We start from the raw sequence: 16,547 nt of genomic DNA, 5'->3' as shown, positions 1-16,547 counted from the left end.
GAATCCTTACCCCTCTTTTTCGGTAGCTTGATCGACCGTCATCCATTTCCCGTTTTGTTTAATGAACCATGTCGGTTTGAACAACGCAGAGCGACTTGTTGAAATTTGGTACGTCATCTCGTAACCCATTCGAATACCGGAAATCTGATCGCGCAGATCCGCTTCCTGCAGTTGTTGTTCGATCCGCTCGATCGACGGCAACGTCGTTTCGCGGAGCAACAGCTTCCGGTCGGCCCGCAACATGCTCCGGCTGAGGGAACGGATTTGATTTTCTTCGAAGTTGATCTTAATCGTCGCCAGATCAAATTCCGGTTGCTCCAGCAACGGTCCCGTTTCACCGAAGACCGGGTACCGGTTCAGATACAGGCGGAAGATTGCCGACTGTTCTTCATCCGATTTCGACATCTGGTCGAAGTAGTAGCGGAATCCGCTGCGTTGCGTCACCTGATCGAGCCAGCCGCCGTGAATGTTGATGTAGCTGACGAGTGTACTGTAATCGACGGAAGACGTCTGGGTGTTCGGTGATAATGTATTAAAACGAAACGCGTTGTAATCCCGGTCGTACGTCGAGACACTGACGCCGTCCGTCAAGACGTCGAGATCGTCCCGACTCTTGATTTGCTGAACGTTTGAGTTTTCCGTAAAGAACGCACTTTCAAGCCGCTTGAGCGGTTTCGGATCCTGTGCGACTTCATCGTAGACAAACACTTCTTCGAGCCGTGGCGGATTACTCGGGACATACGTGTAATCGCCGCCCTTGAGCTCCACTTTCGTCATCGGTTTTTTCTTATCGTAGGCAAACAGACGTTTTAAGACCGTGTCGTCGCCGATCAGCTTAAAGTCCTTGAAGCGGCCGGTCGTCGATTCGAGCCGGAGAATCGGTCCTTCGTAATCGAGCAGATACAGCCGCTTGATCGGTTCCGACATCGCAATCTGGTCTTCGCCGAGCAATTCCTCGAGCATCTTCGCACTGATCGGTGTCGGGAAAATCATTTCGACACTTCGTTTGCTGTTCGGGATATTCGACGCCTTATCCGTTAAAACCAGTACACCGACATCAAACGACGCGCCGATCCGGTTAAGAATCGTCCGGCCGATGATCTGTGTCTGGTAAGCCGTTTCCCCGTTCGAGTAGACGACGAGTTCCGGATTGACCAGCTGATTGCCTTCGACAGTCTTCGAAGCATCGATTTCATTAAACGACACTTCTTCTTGTTCAATCGATTCACTGCTCGGATGGTACGTCCAGAGCATGGCGGTCTGCACAATCGAGCCGCTGACCAACAAAATCAAGAGGATTGATTTCAGGCGCTGTCTCGTCATCCGATATCCACCTCTTCGATCACCTCATACGGAAGTGTAAAGTAGATCGTCGTCCCGCGTCCCCACTCGCTTTCTGCCCAGATGTCGCCACCGTGTGCCGAGACGACGTCTTTCGCAATCGAGAGACCGAGTCCGGTCCCGCCAATCTTACGGGCGCGGGCTTTATCGACCCGGTAGAACCGTTCAAAGATCTTCTGCAGGTTCGCTTTCGGAATACCGACCCCTTCATCCTTGATGCTGATGACAATCCGTTTGGCCCGGAGCATCGTCCGGACGGTGATCGTCCCGCCTTCCGGTGAATATTTGATCGCATTCGTCAAGATGTTGTCCGCGACTTGAATCAATTTATCCTGATCCCCGCGGATGTAGACTTTGCGTTTCATGATTTTCCGCCGGAAGCGAATCCGTTCCGGCTTCGTCATGTCATGGCGGTCGAGAATCTCGTTCAGGAACTGGATGTAATCAAAGCGGACTTTGTTCATCTTGTATTCCTTGCTGTCCATTTTCGACAGTTGCAACAGATCGGTGACAAGACGGATCATCCGTTCCGTCTCGTTTTGTGTCGTCTCGAGGAATCGTGGTGCCAATTCTTCGTCCTGATACGCCCCTTCTGCCAAGGCTTCGAGGTAACTCCGCATCGTCGTCAGCGGTGTCCGGAGCTCGTGACTGACGTTCGCGACGAATTCGCGGCGGTCCTGTTCGACTTGTTCCTGCTCAGTGACGTCATGCAGGACGATGATCATCCCGGTAATCGGACCACTGTGTTTTTTGACCGGTGAGAAAAATGCCCGGACCAGGAACAGTTCATCTTCGCTGCTGAAATCAAGCAGGCGGGGTGGCATCGTTCCGTCTTCCGGAATCATGAAGTCGTCTCCGAGTGCAAGCAGATCCTTCAGGTTCATGCCGACGATACCGGCATCATCCATGCCGACGATATCCTTCGCCTGGTCATTCATCAAGATGACCCGTAACGTCCGGTCCGTCGCAATGACCCCGTCCGTCATGTTTTCAAGGACGCTCGTCAACTTCCGCCGTTCGGCTTCCGTCGTCGCATTGGCTTCAAGCAGCTCGTCCGTCAGTTCGTTGAAGGAGCGGGCCAGCTGACCAATTTCGTCATCCGAATACACTTTTACTTTCCGCGAGAAATTCCCGCGCCGCATCTCAATCGCCTGCCGTCGCATATCGGAAATCGGACGGGTGATCGTCCGCGATAACAGGACACCAAGAATTGACGTGATGACGAGTGCAATCACTGTCCCCGTTGCCAAGATCCGTGTGACTTGTTGCATCTGGGCGTAAATCGATTCCATCGAAGCCCGGACGTAAATCATGCCCGTCGTCGCGCCGGTCCGTTCCGAGGTCACAGGGACCGCAAAGATCCGGATCTTATCTTCTGTTCCGGGATCAAGGACCGTATCGACACGGGAGGAACTGGTCGCCTGGGCCTTCTTGATCAGCGAGTTGGTCGCCCGTTGCCCGACAGCCGATTGGTTGTCTTCATCGGACGTCGCTTGGATGATCGAGTCCTGATCGATGATTTGGACTTCGAGAATATCGTTCCTTGAAGTGGAGCCACTACTAAACTCAGACAGCAGTTGTCCAAGGGAATCAGACAACTGCCGTTTTGAGGCTTCATCATCGCCTGTCTTATCAAATTCCTTACCGACATTGTACGCAACCAGTCCGGCTCGGTCTTCGACAGATTTTGAGAAGTTCGTAATGTACTGCTTTTCAAGCGAACGAACGAAATAAACACCAATGACTTGCATCGCAACTAAAATCAACAACGCGTAAATGACGACAAGCTTCCACTGGATCGATTTAAAAAAGTTCGTTCCTTTTAACATCGTTATTCATTCTCCCCGTCTTGGAGATAATAGCCGACACCGCGGCGGGTCATGATGTAGATTGGTGTACTTGGGTTATCTTCGACTTTTTCACGCAAACGACGCACGGTCACGTCGACCGTCCGCACATCTCCAAAGTAATCGTATCCCCAGACCGTTTGCAATAAATGTTCACGGGTCATGACTTGTCCGATATTTTTCGCTAAATAGTGCAACAGTTCGAATTCACGTTGTGTGAGTTCGATTTTTTGATCTTGTCGTGTGACGGTATGAGAATTCGTATCGATATACAGTTCTCCTACTTTCAACGGACCCGGTCCAGCATTGGCAGGCGTCGCCTCGACCACATTCACATTCCGTAAATGTGCTTTGACACGGGCCAACAATTCCCGTGAACTGAATGGTTTCGTCACGTAGTCATTCGCCCCCAGTTCAAGACCAAGAACCGTATCGATCTCCGAGTCTTTTGCTGTCAGCATGATGATCGGCACTTTTGACGTCTTCCGGACTTCCCGGCAGACTTCCATTCCGTCCATCAGCGGCAACATGATATCGAGGAGGATGAGGTCGGGTTTGAATTCTTCGACTTTCTCAAGCGCTTCGACACCATCGTTCGCTACGTCTACACTGTAACCTTCTTTTTCTAATTTAAATTTTAATATATCCGCAATCGGCTGCTCGTCATCGACGACGAGGATTTTACGTTCCGTCACTGGGTGTTCCCCCTTAGAAAATTTCTATTCAATCTATTTTACCTGTTTTTAATCCATATAGAAAGGTGGCGACGGAAACTCCCGGCGCCACTCGATGGACTACATGACTCGTCCACGTTCGTCGTTCCACGTGAAACATTACTTTTAGTATACGCTTTTTTGATTCATTTTGTGAATGTTTTCGCTTAGTGGGATATAAAAAAAGCAGCTTCAGATCTGACATCTGAAACTGCTTCAACAATTACGCTTCTTCGTACAGGTCACGCAGGACAACCGTCTGTTCCCGTCCGGGTCCGACTGAGAATGTCACGAGTGAGATGCCTGTTAAATCAGCAATTCGTTTCACATAGTTTTGGGCATTGATCGGCAGATCCTCAAACTTGCGGATATGCGTGATATCTTCTTTCCAGCCCGGTAACTCTTCATACACCGGCACACACGCTTCGAGATCACGGAAGCTTGCTGGATACTCGTCAATCTGTTTGCCGTTAAACTCGTACGACGTACAGATTTTAAGAGTATCGATTCCTGTCAGGACATCGATCGAGTTGAGCGAAAGATCTGTTAAACCGCTTGTCCGGCGTGAGTGACGCACAACCACCGAATCAAACCAACCGACACGGCGTGGACGGCCTGTCGTCGTACCGTATTCACGGCCGACTTCACGAATCTGGTGACCGATTTCGTCAAACAGTTCTGTTGGGAAAGGACCATCACCGACACGTGACGTGTACGCTTTACAGACACCGACGACATGATCGATTCGGGCTGGACCAACACCGACGCCTGAGGCGACGCCGCCAGCAGAGGCGTTGGATGATGTGACGAACGGATACGTTCCGTGATCCAGATCAAGCAACACGCCTTGTGCGCCTTCGAAGAGGACTTTTTCCCCTTTGTCGAGGCTGTCGTTGACGACGACTGATGTATCGCAGACATATTTCGCGAACTCTTGACCGTACGCATAGTATTCTTCGAAAATATCATCGAACGCAATCGCTTCCGCATCATACATCTTCGTGAACATCCGATTTTTTTGTTCGAGGACGATTTTTAGTTTTTCAGCGAATGTTTCTTTATCGAGCAAGTCTGCCATCCGGATTCCGATTCGTGCTGCTTTATCCATGTAGCACGGTCCGATTCCTTTGAGCGTCGTTCCGACTTTTGCATCGCCTTTTGCCTCTTCTTCGAGCTGATCCTGCAGTTGGTGATATGGCAAGATGACATGTGCCCGGTTTGAAATAAGTAAGTTATCTGTTGAAACACCACGATCGTGCAGATACTTCAATTCCTTGACGAGCGATTTCGGGTTGACGACCAAACCGTTCCCGATGACACATTTCTTGTCTGAGTAAAAGATCCCTGATGGAATCAAGTGTAACTTATACGTCTCATTGTTAAATACAATCGTATGTCCTGCGTTGTCTCCACCTTGATAACGAGCGACGACATCGGCTTTTTTCGAAAGAAAATCGGTGATTTTCCCTTTTCCTTCATCGCCCCACTGTGTTCCGACTACTACTACTGATGACATATTCTCATCCACCTCCACGTACGATTCAAAACCACGACTAAGTGTAACGCGGAAAAAAACAGAAGTCAACCAAATACCGAACGATTTATTGTTACATTTCTCTTTCGTTCGTTTAAAACGCGATTTTAAATCACTTTTTTCCTTTCTCTTCAAGATATTCGAACATAACGATTCAAAAAACTCCCCTGCCGGAATCGGCAGAGGAGAATCGAATGGATTTAAGCAGGTGGTGCATACGAATTGCTTGGCTCAAGATCCACGAACTTATTAAATTCTTTCCGGAAGGCGAGTTTGACGGTACCGGTCGGACCATTCCGCTGCTTGGCGATGATGATCTCGATCGTGTTCGCATCTTCCGTTTCTTTGTTGTAGTAATCATCGCGGTACAAGAAAGCGACGATATCGGCATCCTGCTCGATTGCTCCGGATTCCCGGATATCGGACATCATCGGCCGTTTGTCCTGCCGGCTCTCCACTCCCCGTGATAACTGGGATAACGCAATGACGGGGACTTCGAGTTCACGGGCAAGCGACTTCAAGGACCGGGAAATCTCAGAGACTTCCTGTTGCCGGTTATCGCTTGAGCGGCCGTTCCCTTGAATCAATTGAAGGTAATCAATCATGATCATCCCGAGACCGTGTTCCTGCTTCAGACGACGGCATTTCGCCCGGATGTCGTTCACCCGGATGCCCGGCGTATCGTCGATATAGATGCCGGCCTGAGACAGACTGCTCATCGCAAGTGATAGTTTACCCCAGTCCTCGTCCTCCAGCTGTCCGGTCCGGAGACGCTGTGCATCAACGTTCCCTTCCGCACACAACATCCGCATGACGAGTTGTTCCGCCCCCATCTCAAGACTGAAGATGGCGACGTTCTCGTCAGCACGGGTCGCGACGTTTTGGGAGATGTTCAAGGCGAATGCCGTTTTCCCGACAGACGGACGGGCCGCCACGATGATCAAATCGTTTCGTTGGAAGCCGGCCGTGACTTGATCGAGGTCGCGGAATCCGGTTGGAATCCCGGTCGTCTCACCGCTTTGTTTGTGCAGCTTGTCAATCGTCGCGTAGGCACTCGTCAAGACGTCCGAAATCGGAATGAAGCTCGCGCTTCCTTTTCCTTGTGAGACTTCGAGAATCTTCCGTTCTGCTTCATTCAGCAGGACGTCGACCTCGTTTTGCCGTTCATAGCCATCCGTGACGATTTCATTGGCCGTCCGGATCAGTCGGCGTAACGTTGACTTTTGATCGACGACATTGACGTAGTAATTGATGTTCGCCGCAGTCGGAACCCCTTCCGCGAGTTCACCGAGGTACGCCAGTCCGCCGACTTCCTCGAGGATGCCGAGCGTACTGAGTTCCGCCGTGACCGTAACCAAGTCAATCGCTTCGCCGCGGTCCGACAAGACGAGCATCGTCTCAAAAATCCGTTGGTGCGCTGCCCGGTAAAAATCTTGTGGCAATAATCGTTCGGACGCACTGATCAGTCGATCAGCATCGATCATGATCGCCCCAAGGACGGCTTGTTCCGCCTCAATGCTTTGGGGTGGCGTATTTTGCATTAGATCACTCATCACCGGTCCCCTTTTCTAGTCACGCTTCTTTGACCTGAACGTTGAGCGTGGCTGTGACTTCATTGTGCAATTTAAGCGGTACTTTCGTGACGCCGAGTGTTTTGATCGGGTGCTCGAGTTCGATTTTACGTTTATCGATCTTGTAGCCCATCTGTTTTAACTCGTCGGCGATTTGTTTGCTTGTGACTGATCCGAAGACACGACCGCCTTCACCTGTTTTTGTCGAAACGACGATTGTTTCTTTTTCGATCTTGTCTTTTAACGCTTGGGCATCAAGTAACGCTTGTTTCGCTTCTTCAGCTGCTCTGCGCTCGTGTGCCTCATGTTGCTTGAGGTTCCCGGTCGTTGCCGGACGTGCTAGTTTCTTTTTGAATAATACGTTGTTTGCGTATGCATCGGCGACTTCTTTGACGTCTCCTGTTTTACCTTGGCCTTTTACATCTTGTAAGAAAATAACTTTCATTCTGTTTCCTCTCCTTTTGTTTCATCTTCTAAATAGTGATCAATCGCTTTTCGTAATTCTGTCGCAACCGTCAACACGGATTCGGTCATCTGGGTCGCGGCATTCGTTAAATGACCGCCGCCTCCGAGCGTCTCCATGATCAGCTGGACATTGACCTCACCAAGCGAACGGGCACTGATCGCCGTCCGTCCGTCCTGCAGTTCCGCAATGACGAACGCAGCCCGGATGCCTTGGAGGGACAAGAGTTGATCCGCTGTTTGCGCGATCAAGACTTGATCATGGATAACCCCCGGCTCAGCCGTCGCAATCGCCATCCCGGCGGCATAGACTTCCGTCCGCTCTAAGATATGCGATTGTTCGACATACGTCTCAAGGTCCTGACTGAGGAACTCTTGGACTAAGACCGTATCGGCACCTTGCGAACGCAAATAGGAAGCCGCGTCGAACGTCCGGGAGCCGGTCCGTAACGTAAAACCTTTTGTATCGACGATGATGCCGGCCAGTAAGGCCGTTGCTTCAAGCATCGCCAGTTTTTGATTCGTCGGCTGATACTCAATCAGTTCCGTCACGAGTTCAGACGTCGACGACGCATACGGTTCGAGGTAGACGAGGACCGGTTCTTCAATGAAGTCCTCTCCCCGTCGATGGTGGTCAATGACGACCATCCGTTCGAAACGATCGAGTAATGCCGGAACGACGACGAGTGACGGTTTGTGGGTATCGACGATGATCAGTAAGGCTTGATCATCAATCAACTGATCCGCCTGGAAAGCGTTGACGAAACGGGTCGCAAGTTTCGGTTCCTCGCTGATTTCGTTCATCATCCGCCGGATGCCTTGACCGATTTCTGCTTCCGGCAGGACGATGTGTGCCTCTTTATCGTTCATCTCGGCGAGTTTCAGGATTCCGATCGAGGAACCCAGGGAATCCATATCCGGATTCCGGTGACCCATGATCAGGATCCGACTGGATTCCTGCATTAAATCACGCAGGGAGTTGGCAATGACCCGGGCACGGACACGGGTCCGCTTTTCGGTCGGATTGGTTTTCCCGCCGTAGAAACGAACCTTACCGTCCCGTTTGATGACGACTTGATCGCCGCCTCGTCCTAATGCTAAATCTAAACTAGATTGTGCCATCAGTCCAAGCGCAGGGATCGGGTCACTGCCGCAGCCGATTCCGATCGACAACGTCAGTTGGACACCACGTTGACTCGTTTCTTCCCGGACCGTATCTAAAATCGAAAACTTCGAGCGTTCCAAGATCCGTAAATTCTCTTCCGTCGTCACGATGAAGTAACGGTCGGAAGCGGTTCGTTTGATATACGTTCCGTGATCGGCCGCCCAATGGTTCAACAGTTGTGTTACACGGCTGTTCAGCTCACTGCGCAGCTGATCCTCGATCCCTTGTGTCATCTCATCATAGTTATCCAGATAAATGACGCCAATGACGGTTTGATTGTCCACTAACTGTTGTTCGACCTGGGCTTCTTCTGTCATATCAAACAAATAGAATGTCCGGTTTTCACTGTTCGAAAACACACGATAGACCGATTCACCGATCTCGAGCGTCGCCTGATCCTCATCCACAGCAATCATCTCGACGAACAACGGATCGAGATCCGTCAAGATGTTCCCCATCGCCAAGTCGTCAAAAATCTCGCGCATCGGATCATTAAACCATGTGACGCGTGTCTCTTCGTCATACAGTAAGATTCCGATCGGCATGTTCGTCAGAGCGTCCTGACCTGTGTCTTCCACTTGAATCGAGATGCCGGCGACATATTTTTCCCACGACTTCCGACCACGTCGCTCCTCCAGAATATGAAGGGCAAACAGACCTGTCGTCAAGACGGCACCAATTGCTGCGATAACGGGGTGATCGACGGCGACGACAAACAGTAGAGCCACGATTAATAGATACGGAACGAAACGAAAGAATCGTCGTTCTCGTTCGGGTGATACCTGCTGACCTGACCCCATCGCGTCCTCCTTGTATACTGAATAGACTCTTCTTAAAAAATTCGTTAACTTGTATATTATAACCGAAAAGCAGGACAGGTTGAAAGCGAAGCGAAAAAAAGCGCTCTTCCTTCGAAAAGGAAAAGCGCCAGACCGTAATCAGTCAGCTACGTATGGAATTAAAGCCATTTGACGTGAACGTTTGATTGCGATTGTAAGTGGACGTTGGTATTTCGCTGAAGTACCAGTCACACGACGTGGAAGAATCTTTCCACGTTCCGAAATGAAACGTTTGAGAAGTTCTACGTCTTTATAATCGATATGAGTGATGTGGTTCGACGTGAAGTAACATACTTTACGACGACGTTTTCCACCTGGACGACGTGCCATGTGATTAACCTCCTTTTTAGAGTAAATTTTTCAATCCGACGTTCCCATTAGAATGGGAGATCGTCGTCTGAAAGATCGATCGAACTGCCGCCGCTGAACGGATCAGCGCCGAAGCCCGAGTTCGATGAAGATGAAGCCGGTGCTGGCGAGGAAGAGTTGTTCTGCTGTTGCTGTGAACCCCATCCTGCAGCATTCCCGTTTCCACCTGTATTTGAATTCGAAGAGTAGCTATCACTATCGGAAGAACGGCTTGCATTGCGTGATTCTAGGAATCGAACACTATCCGCGACGACTTCTGCACGATAACGACGTTGACCATCTTTATCGTCATAGCTACTAATCTGAAGGCGACCCTCAACACCTGCAAGGCTCCCTTTTTTCAAATACTGAGCAACGTTTTCTGCTTGCTTGCGCCAAACGACGCAATCGATGAAGTCAGCTTCTCGCTTCCCATCTTGTCCTGTAAACGGACGGTCACAAGCGAGTGTGAATCGCGTTACCGCAATCCCGCTCTGCGTATAACGCATTTCAGGGTCACGAGTTAACCGACCGACTAAAACGACGCGGTTAATCATCAGAATCACTCTCCTGTTTCAGCTTATTTCTCGTCTTTTGTAATCATTAAGCGAACGATATCGTCACTGATCTTCATGAGACGGTCAAGTTCTTTTGTAGCTGCTGGTTCAGCAGTCACGTTAAGAAGAACGTAGAAACCTTCACGCATATCATTGATTTCGTAAGCAAAACGACGTTTACCCATTTCAGTTGTTTTTTCAACTGTACCACCGTTGTCAGTGAGGACTTTGTTGAAACGCTCAACTAGAGCTTTTCGTGCTTCCTCATCAACTTCCGGACGGATGATGTAAAGTACTTCGTATTTACGCATATCTGTCACCTCCTCTTGGACTGGCGGCTCGATTCATCGAGCAAGGAGCAATAATTCATTACTCACATTTGTTAATACTATCAAAGTATTTTGGTTTATGCAATAAAGATTCGTTTGCTTCGCTTAAACGTTGAAGCGGAATGTGACAACATCGCCGTCTTGGAAGACATATTCTTTTCCTTCAGAACGGTAACGACCCTGTTCTTTGACGGTCGCCATGTTTCCAGCTGCTGCTAAATCGTCGTAAGCGACAACTTCAGCACGAATGAAACCACGTTCGAAGTCAGAGTGGATGACACCCGCACATTGTGGCGCTTTCATCCCTTTTTTGAACGTCCAGGCGCGGACTTCTTTTTCGCCTGCCGTGAAGTACGTAGCCAGTCCAAGCGTGTTGTAAGCCGCGTGGATCAACTGGTCGAGACCTGATTCTTCGATTCCGAGATCGACGAGGAACTCTTGGCGTTCTTCCGGCTCGAGTTCAGCGATTTCTTCTTCGATCCGGGCACAAATGACGATGACTTCTGCCCCTTCTTGTGCAGCGAATTCACGAACCAAACGGACGTTTTCGTTGCTGTCGGCGTCAGCGACTTCGTCTTCCCCGACGTTTGCGACGTACAGCATCGGTTTCATCGTCAACAATTGGAAGTGTTTGACGATTGCCGCTTGATCTTCATTTAATTCTGCGAGACGGGCCGGTTTTTCGTCTTCCAGTAGAGCCAAGACGATTTCGAGTGCTTCAAGTTCACCTGCTGCGTTTTTATCACGCGATTTTACTTGTTTTTGAACGCGTTGGATCCGTTTTTCCACCTGTTCGAGATCGGCGAGGATCAACTCGAGGTTGATCGTCTCGATATCATCGATTGGTGACACTTTTCCTGAGACGTGCGTGATGTTTTCGTCGATGAAACAACGCACGACTTGACAGATCGCGTCCACTTCACGGATGTTGGCCAAGAATTTATTTCCCAGTCCTTCTCCTTTTGACGCGCCCTTGACGATTCCCGCGATATCCGTAAATTCGAATGCTGTCGGGATGGTCTTCTTCGGGTTGACGAGTTCCGTCAATTTGCGAAGACGTGCGTCCGGCACCTCGACGACACCGACGTTTGGATCGATTGTCGCGAACGGATAGTTCGCCGCCTCGACACCTGCTTGTGTAATTGCATTAAAAAGTGTTGATTTTCCTACGTTTGGTAAGCCAACGATTCCTGCTGTTAATCCCACTTGGAATTCCTCCTTTTCGGTATTTCCTAGGAAATCCGTGCTAGCGGCCGCAGTGGGTAGAATGATTACACCACGTCAGCACATCTTTCACAATTATAGATAGTTCAATTTTTTTAAGCAAGGAGATGCTGGTTCTTTTTTAACCGTCCCGCTGTTTGATGTACATTTTTTCATAGTCTGAGGCAACGGATGACGTGTTTCCTGCGATGTGAACGAAAAAAAGAATCCGGCTGGTTTCCGGATTCTTCTTCAGAGTCATTCAGGTAATACTTTTTTGAGGCGTTTGTCAAAATCCCGGCGCGGCATCAGGATGCTCGCACCGCAACCTTGACACTTGATCCGGATATCCATTCCGACCCGAATGATTTGCCATCGATTCGTGCCGCACGGATGTTGTTTTTTCATTTCGACATAATCATGAAGATTGTACGTTTTTGGCATCATCGGCTTGACCACCATTCCCTTGTTCTGTGTTCATCATGACCATCCGTGGATATGGAATCTTGATTCCTTCCAGTTCCAGTCCTTGTTTCAGTTCTTTCCGGATTAAGCGTCCTGCCTGGAAGTGTTGCATCGGCGGGACTTCTGCCATCAAGCGGTAGACGACTTCAGACGGTCCAAGCGTCTGGACACCCAGCATTTGAATCGGTTCGACGAACATGTCTTCATATTTTTTTGTCGTCGTATCGGCAATTTGATGGAGAACCCGTTCGACCCGTTCCAAATCTTCTTCATACGAGACTTGAACATCGACTAAAGCAAAACTGTTGTCGACGGAGAAGTTCGTCACCTGTAAGATTTGACCGTTCGGGATGATATGGATTTCTCCATTTAATCCTTTTAACTTCGTCGTCCGAATTCCGAGTTCCGTCACGACCCCTTCGATCAAGCCGACCCGGACAAAGTCGCCGACTTTAAATTGGCGTTCGAAGATGATGAAGGCTCCCGTGATGATATCCTGAACCAAGTTCTTTGCCCCGAATGAGATGGCAAGCCCGGCGATACCGGCACTGGCGACAAGTCCGGTGATGTTAATGCCGAACTGACTGAGCACCGTCAGCAACATGACGATTCCGAGAACGTACCGAATCGCATTTTGCAACAATTTCAATAACGTCTCGTTTTGACGTTGTGCCAGATAATCATGTTCATTGATCTTTCGAATCGTAAACAGCCTCGACACCGCCCCCGTCAACACACGCGTCAATATATAAAAACCGGCGATGATGATCAGGGCGATCAACAACTTGAGTCCAAACCGAATCCACATGTCTGCATCCATGACTTGTTCAAAAATCCGATCCACTTGGGCGACTGAATTTTGTACATCTTGATTGGTAGCCATTCTCTCCATCCTTTCCATTCTCTCTATTACGACAGTATACGTGATTTTAAATGACTTTCAACTAAAGAACCGATTTTGACGTTAGATTTTCTTAAAAACCGGGAAAGGAAAATCATTACAGAACGCCTTCACTCTCACCATGACACCAAGACGCTGACACCAGGAGAAGAAAGGATGATCTCGATGAATTTCCGGTTCCATTCCCATGAAAAAAAGCCCTATTCCTTCTTTTTAGAATATACCGAACCGTTCGCCAAAGAACGACTCGCGGAACAACTACATGAGCAGGTCAGTGCGATGAAAGACAACCGTCCCGTCGTACTCGTTTGCATCGGCTCCGACCGCTCGACCGGTGATTCGCTTGGGCCACTCGTCGGGACCTTTTTGGAAAAAAACCGTCCGTCGAACATGCATGTCTACGGAACGCTGGCCAAGCCGGTCCACGCGTTGAATCTGGCAGAGACCATCCACTCGATTCAGACGACACACTATCGTCCGCTTGTCATCGCGATCGATGCCTGCCTCGGTCGATTGTCGAGTGTCGGGCACGTCTTCTTCTCCGAAGGTCCGCTTGCACCGGGTGCCGGTGTCCAAAAAGAATTGCCGGCCGTCGGTGATTTTAATATCAAGGCCGTCGTCAATGTCAGTGGTTTCATGGAAATGATGATTTTACAAAATACACGACTGCACCTCGTCTATGAATTGGCGGAATTGGTCGCCGACAGTTTTGCCTTACTCGACACCAAGCTGTCCGCCGAGACGACCCGTACCACGATTTCCTTCACACCACGCTCGATTTGATCGACTCATCTGTCCGACGATCCTGACGTACGTTCAATCAAAAGGATCCACTCCGCATTGGTACGGAGTGGATCCTTTTATTCGTGTTCTTCCGGCAGGAGCAGTTCGAGAATCCGGTTCAAATCGTCTTCATCGATGAAATCAATCTCCAGTTTCCCGGCCTGCTTCGTCGTTTTGATCCGAACCGTCGCCCCGATCCGGTCCCGTAAAGCTTCCTCGATGAAATCCAACTCTGTCGGTTTCACCGTAACAGGTCGTGCCTGTTTTTTCTCCCGCAATTCCTGTTCGAGGCGGCGAACCGTCCAATTTTCCCGCATGACCCGTTCGGCCATCCGTTCGATTTTCAGCGGATTTTTTAAGGCCAACAAGGCACGGGCATGTCCCATCGATAACCGTTCTTCCATGACGGCTTGCTGGACATCGACCGGCAACTGCAACAAGCGGAGACTGTTCGTGATATGGGACCGGCTTTTCCCGACCCGATTCGCCAGTTCCGCCTGCGTGACGTTAAACTCTTTGAGCATCTCAGCGTACGCCATCGCTTCTTCAATCGCACTCAAATCGGCGCGCTGAATGTTTTCAATCAACGCCAGCTCCATGACACGGGTTTCATTCGCTTCGATGATCAGGACGGGGACACGTGAAAATCCGGCCTGCTTCGCCGCTTGATACCGTCGCTCGCCGGCAACGATTTCGTAAAACCCTTCGCGTGGACGGACGACAATCGGTTGGATCATCCCGTGTCGTTTCAAGGAGTTGGACAATTCCGCCAACGCCTTTTCGTGAAACTGCTTGCGCGGCTGTCCGGGATTGGGCCGAATGGCTCCAATTGGTATTTCATTCATACGTAATCTCTCCTAAACGTAGCGGAAGGCACGACCGCTCGTTACGGACGTGCCTTCACGATGCGGATCCGCACCTCGACATATTCTTCGCAATCCAGTTCTTCTTTTTCGACCGTCAAACCGGTCCGTTCGATCATATCAACGGAATCCCGAATTGTATTTAAAGCAATCCGCGTGTCCCGGGCAAAACTTTTATGACGTTTTTTCGGAACTTTCGGCGTCAACAGACGTTCGACCCGTTGTTCCGTTTCCTTGACGTTCCATTCCCGTTCGATGATTTCGCTTAAGACCTGAGTCTGTAAGTCGGTTTCTTTTAACGGCAGAAGGGCGCGGGCATGCCGTTCCGTAATCTGGCGTTGCTTGAGGGCTTCCCGGACCGTGTCCGGCAACCGGAGTAAGCGGAGCTTATTCGCGATCGTCGACTGACTCCGTCCGAGTCGGCGCGCCAACACTTCCTGGGTGATTTCTTGCATCGCCAGTAATCGGGCATACGCTTCCGCTTCTTCAATCGGCGTCAGCTCTTCACGTTGCAGATTTTCGATGAGTGCGAGGGCAGCCGTCGTCTCGTCCGTCATCTGTTTAATGATGGCGGGAATCGTATCCCATCCGAGCGATTGTACAGCCCGAAAACGGCGTTCGCCGGCGATGATTTCGTACCCTTCACCTTGTTTTCGGACGACAATCGGTTGCAGTAAACCATGTTCTTCGATCGTGGTCGCTAGTTCAGTAATCCGCTCCCCGTCAAAAACGGTCCGCGGCTGGAACTGGTTTGCCACCAGTTCCGTTAATTTCAACTCGCGGACAGTGTCTTGTGGATCCAGCTTAAGGGCAGCGGTTTGTCCTCCCTTACCGAGCAGTTTGGCAATTGCATTCTTCACGTTGGTGTACCTCGCCTTCATCAGTCATCGTTTCACGTGAAACGGTGTTTAACCTAGTGGATCTTTCGCCGGTGTACCTGCTTTACGCGGATATTTCCCGGGTGTTAATCGTTTTTTATCGACAATAACGATATTACGCTCACTTTCCTCACCTGGCAATTGGAATTGGAAACTTTCCCGCAAATTCCCACCTAACACTTTCAAGGCTGTTGCCCCTTCTTCGAGCTCTTCGCCCAGTTTCGCGGCTTTTAAGGCCACGAATTGACCGCCGACTTTGGCAAGAGGCAGACAGTACTCCGCAAGCACCGACATCCGGGCGACCGCACGGGCCGTCACGACATCAAAATGTTCCCGGAACTGTTTATTTTTCCCGAATTCTTCCGCCCGACCATGATGGAAGGCGACTCCTTCGAGTTCAAGCTCCGTCGCGAGCATGTTCAAGAAGCCGATCCGTTTATTCAGCGAATCGATGATCGTGACTTTCAGATGCGGGAACATGATTTTGATCGGCAGACTCGGGAAACCGGCACCGGCGCCGACATCACAAACCGTTTCGACTTGCGTGAAGTCAAAGTAGAACGCTGCTGTGATTGAATCGTAAAAGTGTTTTAAATAAACGCCTTCCTCATCCGTGATCGCCGTCAAATTCATTTTTTCGTTCCATTCGACGAGTAGTTCATAATACCGTCGGAACTGTTGCAATTGATGCTCCGAGACTTCGAGACCTTGTTCCGCCAATGCTGTTACGAATTGCTGTTGATTCATT

General features: G+C 49.9%; 17 protein-coding genes. 1 reads left to right on the top strand and 16 read right to left on the bottom strand.

The genetic code is table 11. From position 1 onward, the window contains the following. Positions 1–6: 6 nt before the first annotated feature. The 13 genes from D3D03_RS09130 to D3D03_RS09070 all read right to left on the bottom strand — a co-directional run bounded on the left by D3D03_RS09130 (position 7) and on the right by D3D03_RS09070 (position 13,257). Positions 7–1,323, bottom strand: coding sequence for a YycH family regulatory protein (locus D3D03_RS09130; RefSeq protein WP_026831601.1), 1,317 nt, complete (start codon positions 1,321–1,323; stop codon positions 7–9). Next, a complete protein-coding gene (gene walK, locus D3D03_RS09125) occupies positions 1,320–3,170 on the bottom strand; it encodes a cell wall metabolism sensor histidine kinase WalK (protein WP_026831600.1) in 1,851 nt (616 codons plus the stop codon). The genes D3D03_RS09130 and walK overlap by 4 nt, the downstream gene beginning before the upstream one ends. Positions 3,171–3,172: 2 nt before the next feature. Further along, positions 3,173–3,883: a response regulator YycF gene (gene yycF, locus D3D03_RS09120; protein ID WP_026831599.1), complete on the bottom strand. Its 711-nt coding sequence runs from the start codon at positions 3,881–3,883 to the stop codon at positions 3,173–3,175. Between the two features lie 241 nt (positions 3,884–4,124). Beyond that, positions 4,125–5,417 carry an adenylosuccinate synthase gene (locus D3D03_RS09115; protein WP_119923396.1) on the bottom strand — a complete coding sequence of 431 codons (1,293 nt, stop codon included), beginning with the start codon at positions 5,415–5,417 and terminating at the stop codon, positions 4,125–4,127. A 218-nt stretch (positions 5,418–5,635) separates the two neighbouring features. Continuing rightward, entirely contained in the window at positions 5,636–6,988 is a 1,353-nt protein-coding gene (gene dnaB / locus D3D03_RS09110; protein WP_026831597.1) for a replicative DNA helicase, read from the bottom strand. A 19-nt stretch (positions 6,989–7,007) separates the two neighbouring features. Continuing rightward, on the bottom strand, positions 7,008–7,451 hold the full coding sequence (rplI, locus tag D3D03_RS09105) for a 50S ribosomal protein L9 (protein ID WP_026831596.1): 444 nt from the start codon (positions 7,449–7,451) through the stop codon (positions 7,008–7,010). Beyond that, the gene (locus D3D03_RS09100) at positions 7,448–9,433 is read right to left on the bottom strand and encodes a DHH family phosphoesterase (RefSeq protein WP_026831595.1); all 1,986 of its coding nucleotides are present in this window, start codon (positions 9,431–9,433) and stop codon (positions 7,448–7,450) included. Before D3D03_RS09100 ends, rplI begins: the two co-directional genes overlap by 4 nt. A 138-nt stretch (positions 9,434–9,571) precedes the next feature. Continuing rightward, positions 9,572–9,802: a 30S ribosomal protein S18 gene (rpsR, locus tag D3D03_RS09095; protein WP_012371896.1), complete on the bottom strand. Its 231-nt coding sequence runs from the start codon at positions 9,800–9,802 to the stop codon at positions 9,572–9,574. A 47-nt stretch (positions 9,803–9,849) separates the two neighbouring features. Beyond that, positions 9,850–10,377: a single-stranded DNA-binding protein gene (locus tag D3D03_RS09090; protein ID WP_012371897.1), complete on the bottom strand. Its 528-nt coding sequence runs from the start codon at positions 10,375–10,377 to the stop codon at positions 9,850–9,852. A gap of 23 nt (positions 10,378–10,400) precedes the next feature. Further along, positions 10,401–10,688, bottom strand: a complete 288-nt coding sequence (gene rpsF, locus D3D03_RS09085) for a 30S ribosomal protein S6 (RefSeq protein ID WP_012371898.1) — start codon at positions 10,686–10,688, stop codon at positions 10,401–10,403. Positions 10,689–10,811: 123 nt separating this feature from the next. Continuing rightward, positions 10,812–11,912 carry a redox-regulated ATPase YchF gene (ychF, locus tag D3D03_RS09080; RefSeq protein ID WP_026831594.1) on the bottom strand — a complete coding sequence of 367 codons (1,101 nt, stop codon included), beginning with the start codon at positions 11,910–11,912 and terminating at the stop codon, positions 10,812–10,814. A gap of 255 nt (positions 11,913–12,167) precedes the next feature. Beyond that, complete coding sequence (locus D3D03_RS09075; protein ID WP_012371900.1) at positions 12,168–12,356, bottom strand: DUF951 domain-containing protein; 189 nt, start codon at positions 12,354–12,356, stop codon at positions 12,168–12,170. Then, a complete protein-coding gene (locus D3D03_RS09070; protein WP_035387547.1) occupies positions 12,328–13,257 on the bottom strand; it encodes a mechanosensitive ion channel family protein in 930 nt (309 codons plus the stop codon). The genes D3D03_RS09075 and D3D03_RS09070 overlap by 29 nt, the downstream gene beginning before the upstream one ends. Before the next feature lie 183 nt (positions 13,258–13,440). On the opposite strand from D3D03_RS09070, the gene yyaC reads away from it, so the two are divergent. Further along, positions 13,441–14,058, top strand: coding sequence for a spore protease YyaC (gene yyaC, locus D3D03_RS09065; protein WP_035414299.1), 618 nt, complete (start codon positions 13,441–13,443; stop codon positions 14,056–14,058). Between the two features lie 77 nt (positions 14,059–14,135). Here yyaC and D3D03_RS09060 read toward each other — a convergent pair whose 3' ends face one another. From D3D03_RS09060 to rsmG, 3 genes are read right to left on the bottom strand one after another with little or no spacing between them, the layout of a single operon-like run. Next, positions 14,136–14,903: a ParB/RepB/Spo0J family partition protein gene (locus D3D03_RS09060; protein ID WP_119923395.1), complete on the bottom strand. Its 768-nt coding sequence runs from the start codon at positions 14,901–14,903 to the stop codon at positions 14,136–14,138. Between the two features lie 41 nt (positions 14,904–14,944). Continuing rightward, on the bottom strand, positions 14,945–15,781 hold the full coding sequence (noc, locus tag D3D03_RS09055) for a nucleoid occlusion protein (RefSeq protein WP_028105345.1): 837 nt from the start codon (positions 15,779–15,781) through the stop codon (positions 14,945–14,947). 48 nt (positions 15,782–15,829) lie between these two features. Further along, a complete protein-coding gene (gene rsmG, locus D3D03_RS09050; protein ID WP_119923394.1) occupies positions 15,830–16,546 on the bottom strand; it encodes a 16S rRNA (guanine(527)-N(7))-methyltransferase RsmG in 717 nt (238 codons plus the stop codon). Position 16,547 lies beyond the last annotated feature (1 nt).

The sequence above is a fragment of the Exiguobacterium sp. RIT452 genome, assembly GCF_003598705.1.
GTDB classification, from domain to species: domain Bacteria; phylum Bacillota; class Bacilli; order Exiguobacteriales; family Exiguobacteriaceae; genus Exiguobacterium_A; species Exiguobacterium_A undae.
This window is presented reverse-complemented; position numbering and strand designations above follow the sequence as displayed.